Origin of the sequence: Pseudomonas sp. 34 E 7 (genome assembly GCF_900005715.1) — a bacterium.
In the GTDB taxonomy this organism is placed as follows: Bacteria; Pseudomonadota; Gammaproteobacteria; order Pseudomonadales; family Pseudomonadaceae; genus Aquipseudomonas; species Aquipseudomonas orientalis_A.
In genome coordinates, this window is sequence record NZ_CVTX01000169.1 from 19,061 (window position 1) to 30,466 (window position 11,406).

The 11,406-nt window shown below is 62.6% G+C and carries 10 protein-coding genes; 1 reads left to right on the top strand and 9 read right to left on the bottom strand.

Going from position 1 to position 11,406, the window contains the following annotated elements; genetic code table 11:
* Positions 1-25 precede the first annotated feature (25 nt).
* The 9 genes from BFP96_RS22570 to BFP96_RS22610 form a co-directional block, all read right to left on the bottom strand.
* Positions 26-844 (bottom strand): phosphoglycolate phosphatase, encoded by an 819-nt coding sequence (locus tag BFP96_RS22570; RefSeq protein ID WP_065885521.1) that lies wholly within the window; start codon positions 842-844, stop codon positions 26-28.
* Positions 841-1,515: a ribulose-phosphate 3-epimerase gene (gene rpe, locus BFP96_RS22575; RefSeq protein ID WP_065937054.1), complete on the bottom strand. Its 675-nt coding sequence runs from the start codon at positions 1,513-1,515 to the stop codon at positions 841-843. The genes BFP96_RS22570 and rpe overlap by 4 nt, the downstream gene beginning before the upstream one ends.
* Before the next feature lie 83 nt (positions 1,516-1,598).
* Positions 1,599-2,747, bottom strand: a complete 1,149-nt coding sequence (locus BFP96_RS22580) for an iron-containing alcohol dehydrogenase (protein WP_065937055.1) — start codon at positions 2,745-2,747, stop codon at positions 1,599-1,601.
* A 156-nt stretch (positions 2,748-2,903) separates the two neighbouring features.
* The gene (locus BFP96_RS22585) at positions 2,904-3,728 is read right to left on the bottom strand and encodes an ABC transporter permease (RefSeq protein WP_065885518.1); all 825 of its coding nucleotides are present in this window, start codon (positions 3,726-3,728) and stop codon (positions 2,904-2,906) included.
* A gap of 12 nt (positions 3,729-3,740) precedes the next feature.
* Positions 3,741-4,967, bottom strand: coding sequence for an ABC transporter permease (locus BFP96_RS22590; RefSeq protein ID WP_065937056.1), 1,227 nt, complete (start codon positions 4,965-4,967; stop codon positions 3,741-3,743).
* A gap of 148 nt (positions 4,968-5,115) precedes the next feature.
* A complete protein-coding gene (locus BFP96_RS22595) occupies positions 5,116-6,156 on the bottom strand; it encodes an ABC transporter substrate-binding protein (protein WP_065937057.1) in 1,041 nt (346 codons plus the stop codon).
* Positions 6,157-6,199: 43 nt separating this feature from the next.
* Entirely contained in the window at positions 6,200-7,312 is a 1,113-nt protein-coding gene (locus tag BFP96_RS22600; protein ID WP_065885515.1) for an ABC transporter ATP-binding protein, read from the bottom strand.
* Between the two features lie 225 nt (positions 7,313-7,537).
* Complete coding sequence (locus tag BFP96_RS22605) at positions 7,538-8,167, bottom strand: response regulator (protein ID WP_057723679.1); 630 nt, start codon at positions 8,165-8,167, stop codon at positions 7,538-7,540.
* 18 nt (positions 8,168-8,185) lie between these two features.
* Positions 8,186-10,180 carry a sensor histidine kinase gene (locus BFP96_RS22610; protein ID WP_065894187.1) on the bottom strand — a complete coding sequence of 665 codons (1,995 nt, stop codon included), beginning with the start codon at positions 10,178-10,180 and terminating at the stop codon, positions 8,186-8,188.
* Between the two features lie 75 nt (positions 10,181-10,255).
* Between BFP96_RS22610 and BFP96_RS22615 the strand changes: the two genes are divergently transcribed.
* Positions 10,256-11,224 (top strand): alpha/beta hydrolase family protein, encoded by a 969-nt coding sequence (locus BFP96_RS22615; protein ID WP_065894186.1) that lies wholly within the window; start codon positions 10,256-10,258, stop codon positions 11,222-11,224.
* Positions 11,225-11,406: the final 182 nt, after the last annotated feature.

Consider the following 11,406-nt stretch of genomic DNA (forward strand, 5'->3'; position numbering starts at 1 on the left):
TGCCGCACAGAGCGGCCAGGATCAGTCAGGCGCGCCAACGCCAGCGGGCCAGGGCCTTGATGACTTTCATCCAGAGTTTGCGAGTGACCACCACGATGGGATTTCCTGAAAAGGACGGATCAATATCGGGCAACGTTATCTCAGCGCCCGCGCCCAGGCAACCGGGGATTAACAGGCGCAGGTCATCAATCACCAGCGCCGGCGATTCTTCGGCAATCGGCCGGCCATGGTTGTAGCCGTAACTCAAGGCCACGCACTGCACCCCTGCGGCTTTTGCCGCCAATACATCGCTGCGCGAATCGCCCACGAACAACGATTGGGACGCCGGAATGTTGGCCATTTTCATCACGAAGAACAGCGCCGCCGGGTCGGGCTTTTTCTGCGGCAGGGTATCGCCGCCGATGATCCAGCGAAAATACCGGCCGATCTTCATCTGGTCCAACAGCGGTGCGACGAAGCGCTCCGGCTTGTTAGTGATCAAGGCCATTTCCACGCCTTGCTTGCTCAACCATTTGAGGGTGTCACGCACGCCGGGGTACACCACCGTCAGTTCGTGGCTGCTTTCATAGGCGGCATTGAACAGCTCCAGGGCATGTTCGGCCTCCACCTCATCCACACCGGCGGCGTCGATATTGCCCGCCAGCGCCCGACGCACCAGCATCGGCGCGCCGTTACCGACCCATTCGCGAACCGCCTCGATCCCCGCAGGCTTACGCCCCAGTTTGAGCAGCATCTGGTCCACCGCCGCCGCCAGGTCGGGCACCGAGTCGATCAAGGTACCGTCCAGATCGAACATCACCAGCCGTGGCAATTTGCCGGGGAACAGCTGCTCAAAGCCGCTCATGGACGCGCCAGCGCCAGTTCGGCGTGCATCTTGGCGATCACTTCCTGGTAATCCGGGGCATTGAAGATCGCCGAGCCGGCCACGAACGTATCGGCACCCGCAGCAGCGATCTCGCGAATATTGTTGACGTTGACCCCACCGTCGATTTCCAGGCGGATATCGCGGCCCGATGCGTCGATCAGCGCCCGCGCTTCGCGCAGTTTGTTAAGGGTGCCAGGGATGAACTTCTGCCCGCCAAAGCCCGGGTTGACGCTCATCAGCAGGACCATGTCGACCTTGTCCATCACGTACTCCAGCACGCTCAAGGGTGTGGCCGGGTTGAACACCAAGCCTGCCTTGCAGCCGCCTTCGCGGATCAGTTGCAGGGTACGGTCGACGTGCAGCGTGGCTTCCGGGTGGAACGTGATGTAGGTCGCACCGGCGTCGATGAAGTCGCCGACAATGCGGTCCACCGGGCTGACCATCAGGTGTGCGTCGATCGGCGCGGTAATCCCGTACTTGCGCAGCGCCGCGCAGACCATCGGGCCGATGGTCAGGTTGGGCACGTAGTGGTTGTCCATGACGTCGAAGTGCACGAAGTCGGCGCCGGCGGCCAACACCTTGTCCACTTCTTCGCCCAGGCGGGCGAAGTCGGCGGAGAGAATCGATGGAGCAATGACGAAGGGCTGCATGACGCACCTTTTTTGAGCTAAATCACGATGGCGCGCATTGTATACCTCAGCTTTGCCCTGCGCACCGTGACCTCACTCAACGGCTAGTACGCCGCCCGGTAGATTTTCTCGATATCGGCCGCGCTGAGCTGGCGCGGGTTATTGCGCATCAGGCGTTCGATGCCCGCCGCTTCAGTGGCCATCGCCGGGATAGCCTCCTCAGGCACGCCGAAACTGCGCAGGCCGGCCGGGATTTCAACGGCGGCGCAGAGTTTCGTCATCGCCTCGACAGCCTGGTCGGCGGCATCATTCACACTCAGCCCGCTGACATTCACGCCCATGGCCTGGGCGATGTCGCGCATCCGCTCGACACAGGCCAGCTTGTTCCAGTGCATCACATGGGGCAGCAACAGCGCATTGCTCACGCCGTGGGCGATGTTGAACCGGCCGCCCAACGGATACGCCAGCGCATGTACCGCGCCCACGCCGGCATTGCCGAAGGCCATGCCGGCCATCAGGCTGGCGGTGGCCATGTCGTCACGGGCCTGCAGGTTGGCCGGGTTGGCGTAAACCTTGGGCAGTGCGCTGGCAATCAGCTTGATCGCGCCGATCGCCAGGGCATCGGTGATCGGCGAGGCGTTCAGCGACAGGTAGGATTCAATGGCATGCACCAATGCGTCGACGCCACTGGCGGCGGTGACGCTGCGCGGGCAGGTCAGGGTCATTTGCGGGCTGATCAGCGCCACATCCGGCAGCAGGTAGTCGCTGACGATACCTTTTTTCAGCTGCGCGACCTTGTCCGAGAGGATTGCCACGTTGGTCACCTCCGAGCCGGTGCCCGCCGTGGTGGGAATGGCGATCAACGGCGGGCCCTTGCGCGGCACCTGGTCGACCCCGAACAAATCCGCCAGGGCGCCGTGGTAACCGGCGTAAGCGGCGACGCTCTTGGCGATGTCGATGGCACTGCCGCCGCCCACGCCGATCAGGCCATCGTGCCCGCCATCGCGGTAGGCCTGCATGCAGTCTTCGACAATGGCGATTTCCGGGTCGGGCAGCACGCGGTCGAAAATTTCATACGGGCGGCCGCCCAAGTGCTCGAGCGCCAGCGCCACCGTGCCGGACTTGACCAGCACGGCATCGGTGACGATCAACGGGTTATCCACATCCAGGCGGGTGAGTTCGGCGGCGAGCTGCTCAATGGCGCCAGCGCCGGTGAGCAGTTTGTGGGCGATCTTGAATGAGGAAGTACTCATGTGCGCGGCCTCTTATTGAGAGATGGGCTGGCACAAGAGTAGCTGAGACAAATGGGTTGTCTGCCATTCAAGAGCTGAATGGTCATTATCTGAATGAACAAAGAACCAGTGTGGGAGGGGGCTTGCCCCCTCCCACAGTTTGATCTGTGCCGGGTTTTAGACCTGTGCGGTACGCAGCTTTTCGCCCCGCCCGCGCAGCCATTCAAGCGTCAGCAACAGCACCACTGAAAACCCGATCAGCAACGTCGCCGCCGCTGCAATCGTCGGGCTGAGGTTTTCCCGAATGCCGCTGAACATCTGCCGTGGCAACGTGGCTTGCTCAGGCCCTGCGAGAAACAGCGTCACCACCACTTCATCGAACGAGGTGGCGAAGGCGAACAGCGCCCCGGAAATCACCCCCGGCGCGATCAGCGGCAAGGTCACCCGGCGAAATGCGGTCAACGGTGACGCGCCCAGGCTGGCCGCGGCCCGCACCAGATTGTGGTTGAAACCCTGCAAGGTCGCCGACACGGTAATGATCACAAACGGCACGCCCAGCACCGCATGCACCACAATCAGCGAGAAGAAACTGTTACCCAGGCCCAGCGGGGCAAAGAACAGGTAACTGGCCACGCCGATAATCACCACCGGCACCACCATCGGCGAAATCACCAGGGCCATCACCAATGCCTTGCCGGGGAAGTTGCCACGGGTCAGGCCAATCGCCGCCAGCGTGCCGAACACCATCGCCAGCACGGTGGCCGCCGGGGCGACGATGATGCTGTTGCGCAGGGCGCGCATCCATTCGGCCGAGGCGAAGAAGTCCTGATACCACTGCAGCGAAAAGCCCTGCAACGGATACACCAGGAAACTGCCGCTGTTGAACGACAGCGGGATGATCACCAGTACCGGCAGGATCAGGAACAGCAGGATCAGGCCACACAGAATCCGCAGGCTGTAGAACCACAGCCGTTCCACCGGTGACATATAAGGGCTCAGCATTGCAGGGTCTCCTCAGCTCAGGCGCAGGCGACTGGCGCCCACCAGCCGGTTGTAGATCAGGTACAACAGCACCGTCGCCAGCAGCAGCAAGCCGCCCAGCGCCGTGGCCATGCCCCAGTTGATGCTGGTGTTGGTATAGAAGGCCACGAAGTAGCTGACCATCTGGTCGTTCGGGCTGCCCAGCAAGGCCGGGGTGATGTAGTAACCAATCGCCAGGATGAACACCAACAGGCAACCGGCGCCGACACCGGCGTAGGTCTGCGGGAAGTACACGCGCCAGAAGCTGGCGAAGGGGTGACAGCCCAGGGAAATCGCCGCACGCATGTAGGTTGGCGAAATGCCCTTCATCACGCTGTAGATCGGCAGGATCATGAACGGCAGCAGAATATGCACCATGGAGATGTACACACCGGTACGGTTGAACACCAACTCCAGCGGCGTATCGATCAGGCCCATGCCCATCAGGGCGCTGTTGATCAGGCCGCCGGATTGCAGCAGTACGATCCACGCCGCCACCCGCACCAGGATCGAGGTCCAGAACGGCAGCAATACCAGGATCATCAGCAGGTTGCTTTTACGCGCCGGCAGGTTGGCCAGCAGGTACGCCAGGGGATAGGCCAGCAGCAGGCAGATCACGGTGATGACCAGGCCCATCCAGAATGTGCGGGCGAAGATATCCAGATAGATAGCCTGGTCCGGGGTGGCCGGCGCGATTTCGCCCAGGTCGTCGATACGGTGATCGACGGCCGCCAGCAGGTAGTAAGGCGTCAGGCTGCTGGTATTGCGTCGGATCGCCTGCCAGTACGCCGGGTCGCCCCAGCGTTCGTCGAGGGTTTCAAGCGCAGCTTTATAAGAGGCCGGCGCGTCGGTAAACGGCAGCGCCCGCGCGGTTTTGGTCAGCAAGCTGCGATAGCCGGCCAGTTCCATGTTCAAGCGCTTGGACAGATCGCCCAGGGTCTGGTTTTTGCGCGCTTCGCCCAGGTCCTCACTGAGCGCCTGGTACACCGACTCGCCGGGCAAGCCACGACCGTCCCAGGCCGTCACTGCCACCACTGTGCGCGGCAAGCCTGCGACCACTTCCGGGTTGCCGACGCTTTTGTAGAGCAGCGCAACAATGGGCACCAGGAACACCAGCAGCAAAAACAGCACCAGCGGCGCAATCAAGGCCTGGGCCTTCCAGCGATTGAGCCGCTCGGCACGGGCCAGGCGCTGCTTGAGGGTGGGAATGGCGAGGGCCATGGAAAACTCCGGGTCTTGAAAGTGGATGCAATCTGTCAAACACAACAGATCCCCTGTGGGAGGGGGCTTGCCCCCGATGGCGGTGGATCAGTCAAATCAGCCGTCGTCTGACACACCGTCATCGGGGGCAAGCCCCCTCCCACATGGATTATTTGGCGGCCCAGGAATTGAAGCGCTGCTCAAGCTGCTCGCCGTTATCGGCCCAGAAGCTCACATCGATCTGCACCTGGTTGGCGATATTTTCCGGCGTGGTCGGCATGTCCTTGAGCACGTCTTTGGCCAGCAACGGCACGGCCTGGGTGTTGGCCGGGCCGTAGGCGATGTTTTCCGAATAGATCTTCTGCTGCTGCGGCTGCACCGAGAAGGCGATGAATTTTTTCGCCGCTTCGGCGCGGTCCTTGGCCAGGCCTTTTGGAATGGCCCAGGCGTCGAAGTCGTAGATGCCGCCGTTCCACACCACTTTGAGGTTGCTTTCTTTCTGCACGGCGGCGATCCGGCCGTTGTAGGCCGAGCTCATCACGACGTCACCCGAGGCCAGGTATTGCGGCGGCTGTGCACCGGCTTCCCACCACTGGATCGACGGCTTGAGTTCGTCGAGTTTCTTGAATGCACGGTCCTGGCCATCTTTGCCGGCCAGCACTTTGTAGACGTCCTTGGGCGCTACGCCGTCGGCCATCAGCGCAAATTCCAGGGTGTATTTGGCGCCTTTGCGCAGGCCACGCTTGCCCGGGAATTTCTTGGTGTCCCAGAAATCCGCCCAACTGGTCGGCGCACTGGCGAGTTTGTCGGCGTTGTAGGCCAGCACTGTCGACCACACGAAGAAGCCCACGCCGCAGGGCTGGATCGCGCCTTTGACGTAGTCGGCGCTGTTGCCGAACAGTTTCGGGTCGAGGGGCTCGAACATGTCTTCGTCGCAACCACGGGACAGTTCAGGCGACTCCACTTCCACCAGGTCCCAGGACACGCTCTTGGTGTCGACCATGGCTTTGACCTTGGCCATTTCACCGTTGTATTCACCGGCAATGATCTTGCCGTTGCCCGCGCTTTCCCACGGGGCATAGAAGGCCTTGACCTGGGCCGCCTTGTTCGCGCCGCCAAAGGAAACGACGGTCAGGTCCGGGCCTGCCATGGCCTGTGTCGCGCCCATCAGGCCGATAGCCAGGGCCGAATACTTAAGGGATCTCAACATTGTTGTGCTCTCCACGTGCAGGGTTGGTGAAGCCAGGGGGCGATCAATTCGCCTCTAGAAGTGGGTCGAGTGCGCGAACGTGCTCGACTTGCCAGCCAATCGGTACTACGTCGCCGACCGTCAGGGCCGGGTCCAGCTCGGCGATCGGTTGTTTCACGAAAAAATCGGTCTTGCCGCAAACTTCCAGGCGCACACGCACGTGGTCGCCCAGGTAGATGAACTCCGCCACCCGCCCGGAAAAACGGTTGATGCAGCGGTCACTTGCGCCATTGAGGCTGACGCGCTCCGGACGCACCGACAGCGTCACCGGGCCGCCGATCGAGCCGACGTTCACCGCCAGCGCCTCGACCTTTTCGCCGCGCGCCAGCTCCACCACACAGCGCTCGCCGGTGTGGCTGTGCAGACGGCCATTGAGGCGGTTATTTTCGCCGATGAAGTTGGCCACAAAGGTATTTTTCGGCTCTTCATACAGGCTGCGCGGCGCGGCGATCTGCTGGATTTCGCCCTGGTGGAACACCGCCACGCGGTCGGACATGGTCAAGGCTTCGCCCTGGTCATGGGTCACATACACCACGGTCACGCCGAGGCGCTGATGCAGGTGCTTGATTTCCATCTGCATGTGTTCGCGCAATTGCTTGTCGAGGGCGCCGAGGGGTTCGTCCATCAGCACCAGCTGCGGCTCGAACACCAACGCGCGAGCCAACGCCACCCGCTGTTGCTGGCCCCCGGACAGTTGCGCCGGGTAGCGCTGGGCGAAAGCGTCGAGCTGGACCATGCTCAGCACGCGCTTGACCCGCTCGCTGATGTCGGTCTTGCTCAAGCCACGCACGGACAGGGGAAACGCCAGGTTCTCGGCCACGGTCATGTGCGGGAACAGCGCATAGTTCTGGAACACCATGCCGATGTCGCGCTTGTGCGGCGGCACGTTATTGATCGAGCGTCCGGCCAGCTGGATTTCGCCGGCGGTGGGTGTTTCAAAGCCGGCCAGCATCATCAGGCTGGTGGTCTTGCCCGAACCGGACGGCCCGAGCAGGGTGAGGAACTCGCCCTTGCGAATCTCCAGGTTGAGGTCTTTGACGATCAGGTTTTCGCCATCGTAGCTTTTCTGCACGCCACGAAAGCTGACCAGCACATCATTTGAATCCACCTCGCTCATACCCGCACCTTTGTGTTTTGGACCGCTGTGACACAAGCCTAGTCCAGGCGCGAGGCCCCGGAAATCGGGGGCGAGGAGAGAATCCCATCAGCCGGATGGAAGGTTCGGGGTAGGGATCGCCCTACACGGATGGCGGGCATGGGACAGTGCAGCTGCAAGCGACGAGCTGCAAGCGGCAAGAACAGGCTCGGCGGCGTTCTTGAGGTGTCGCTGATGGATACGCCGCTACAACAGCTTGTGTTCCATGGCGTATTTCACCAACTCGGCCAGGGAGGTGATATTGAGCTTTTGCATCAAGCGCGCCTTGTGCGTGCTGATGGTTTTGCTGCTCAGGGCCAACTGCAGGGCGATGTCGTTGACGTTGGCGCCTTGTGCCAGACGTTCGAACACCGAAAACTCGCGCTCCGACAGCAGCGAGTGCAAGGGGCGCGAATCCGTCAGGCCGACTTCGAAGACCATGCGGTCTGCCAGGTCCGGGTCGATATAGCGCCCACCCGCCGCGACCTTGCGAATCGCCATCAGCAGCAATGCCGGGTCGCTGTCCTTGGTGGCATAGCCGGCCGCACCCACCTTCAGGGCGCGGGCGGCCATTTGCGCCTCATCGTGCATGGACAGCACCAGGATCGCCGGCGGGTTGCTCAGCGCGCGGATACGCGCGATAGCCTCCAGGCCATTCACGCCGGGCATGGAGATATCCAGCAACACCACCTCGCACGGCACATGGCGCAGGGTCTCGAGCAATTGCTCGCCATTGCTCGCTTCGCCTACCACCAGCAGGTCCTTGGCCAGGCCGATCAATTGCTTGATGCCTTCCCGGACAATGGTGTGGTCTTCGGCTACCAGTACGCGGATCACAGGGGTTTCCTCTTATCGTTATGCATCCAGCGGCACCGTGACGCTCAGGGTGGTGCCCTCCCCCAACTCGCTGACCAGGCTCAACTGCCCGCCCATGATCAGTACCCGTTCGCGCATGCCGACCAGGCCGAACGATACCGCTCGCCCCTGCGCCTGCACGAAACCGATACCGTCATCGCTGATGGTCAGCCGCAGGTTCGGGCCATCCACGCCCAGCGTCAGCTCCACAGTATGCGCCTGGGCATGGCGCATCACATTGGTCAGCGCCTCCTGCAGGATGCGGAACAGGCCGATGGCCTTGGCGTCGCTCAGTATTGGCGGGTTTTCCGGGACGCGTACCAGGCAGGGAATCTGCGTGCGCGCTTCGAAGCGTCGTGCCTGCCATTCGATGGCCGAGGCAATGCCGGCGTCGAGAATCGGCGGGCGCAGCGCCGTCGCGACATCACGTACCAATTGAAAAAGCTGGGCTATCAGGCGCTTCATGCTGTTCAAGCGCTCGTTCAGGCCCGGGTCGAGTTGCGCATAGGCCAATTCACACATTGAGGTTTCCAGCTTGAGCACGGTGAGCATCTGCCCCAGTTCGTCGTGTACTTCGCGGGCGATACGCGCCTTTTCTTCTTCGCGCACCGTTTCCAGGTGGGCTGACAATTGGCGCAACTGTGCCTCGCTTTGCAGCAGGGCGGCCACATAACGGCGGCGCTCGGTGACGTCAGTCAGGTAAACCACCAGGTACTCGCCGTCGGCAAAGCGCAGAAAACTCAACGACACGTCTGCCGGCAGGATGCTGCCGTCGGCGCGCAGGCAGTCGGTGGCGAAGGTCTGCGCGCCCTCCTCGCTGGCCCGCCCTCGTTTCCACAGATTGAGCCAGCGGTCCATGGTCAATGTCGGGTCGAAATCGATCAGCGGTCGCTCGATCAATGCGCCAGCGCCATAGCCGAGCATGGTTTCGGCGGCGCGATTGGCGTAACGCACGTGACTGTCCCAATTGACCCACAGGATGCCGACCGTACTTTGATCGATGGAAAACTGCGTCAGGCGCAAGGCTTCAGCGCCAGCGGCGCGCGCCGCACTTTCCTCTCGCGCCGCCAACAGGTCGTGCTCCAGGTTGCGTTGTTGGCGGCGCTGCCAGAGCACCGCCGCGAGGCTGGCGAGCAGCATCAGGCCCAGCAGCACGCTGAGGTTTTTCCACACACCCATGGCGTTTGATAAGCGCGGGTACTGAGGCTGCAGCCAGCGGCTGTGCAATTGGTCGAGGTCGCGGGCGGGTATCGCCCGCAAGGCGCTTTGCATGATGCCGGCCAGCTGCGGCCATTCACGCCGCGTGGCCACCCGCAGCAACTGCGGCAGGCCGATATCGCCGACCACCGCCAGCCCGGCAAACTCCGCCTCGCCGGACAACCGGCCCAGTTGCGCCTCATCCACCACCGCATAGCGGGCCTGCCGGCTCACCAGTAACTGCAGGGCCTGACGCTCCATGGGCACGCCTTGCAGGTTGAGGTTGGGATAGGTGCTGCGCAGGTAGTCGGCCACCGTGCTGGGCATGCGCACCGCGATGCGCGATTGTGCGTCGAGTTTTTCCAGCTCCACCGCGCCGCCGCCTTCACGAATACCGACAATATGCTGGGGCACGCGCATATAAGGGTCGCTGAACAACCACAGGCGCAAGCCGGCCGGGGTTTGCTGCAGGCCGGGGGCGATGTCCACCTCGCCGTCGCGCACGGCGGCCTCCAATTGCTGCTGATCGGGAAAGTTGCGCCAGGTCAGCTCGATGCCCAGTGCCCTGGCCAGCCACTGCATCAACTCGACATTGGCCCCGGACAACCGCTGCAGCCGTCGGTCGTATTGCGCGTAAGGCGCCTGCAACACCAGGCCCACCCGCAATTGCGGGTGCTGCGCCAGCCACGCACGCTGCTGCGCATCCAGTTGCGCCTGGGGCACGACGGGGGCAGGCGCTGCGTTCGCCATCAAGGCAACACACAGACAGCCGATAACCAGCAGCAAGCGAAAACCCATGATCCACGTCTCACATCACTGACAAATACCGATCAACCCATTAGGCTGCTGGGATCTTCCGGCCGGGATTTAACGATGCCACCTCTAAACCGTTCGGCACTGCCAGCATTGTGCCTGTCGCTGCTATTTACCAGCGCCTTTTCTGTTCAAGCCGCCGATGCGCCTGCAGCCGTCGCGGAAAAACCCGCCGAGCGCCAGCCCTTGCCCGAGCGCAGCGAGGCAGAAGCCCGCGCGCTCGAACGCCAGGTTGCGCAACAGGAACAACAACAATTGCAGGCCGGCAGCGAGTCGTTCCTGGCCCTGTGGAGGCCCGCCAACAGCGCCGAACCCCAGGGCGTGGTGATTATCGTGCCAAGTGCCGGCGAAAATGCCGACTGGCCGCAAGCGATCGGCCCGTTGCGGCGCAAACTGCCGGACGCTGCCTGGGGCACCCTCAGCCTGTCATTGCCGGACGTCAATCTGGACACCTTGCCGCCACGCGTCATCGAGCCGCCCAAAGCGGCGGTCGATACCAGCAGCAAGGACGGCAGCACGGTCGCCAAACCCGTCGAACAGGCCGCCAGCGCGGAAGCCGAAGGCACTGACCCGGCAGTGGTACCGGGCGCGGATGAACAGGACAAGACCGACGCCAAACGTATCTTCGACCGCATCGACGCTGCCGTCGCCTTCGCCCAGACCCAGGGCGCCCGCAGTGTGGCACTGCTCGGTCACGGCACCGGCGCATGGTGGGCTGCGCGTTACCTGAGCGAGAAACAACCCGCCCAGGTGCAGAAACTGGTGATGGTGGCCGGCAAGACACCCGCCGCTCGTCAACCGGACCTGCAGCAATTGGCCCCAGCGCTGAAAGTACCTACGGCGGATGTGTTCTACCAGGACGGCGCCCAGGACGGCAAAAACGCACTGGCCCGTATCCAGGCGGCCAAGCGCGGCAAGAACGAAGGCTACAAGCCGGTGCAACTCCACGCCCTGCCCGGCAACGATGCCGCCGAGCAGGAACAGCTCTACCGGCGAGTTCGCGGCTGGTTAAGCCCGCAGGCCGATTGAACACATTTTTCGAAAGTGTTGAATAACCAATGTGGGAGGGAGCTTGCCCCCGATAGCCATAAGTATCTACACAACTCAACAGCGCCCAACCGTAACCACGATGCGAAGCGAGCCGCTCTTGATCTTGATCTGCTTTTGATCTCAGGCGCCCCGTTAAACCACGCTGGCCGAACGCAGGCTTG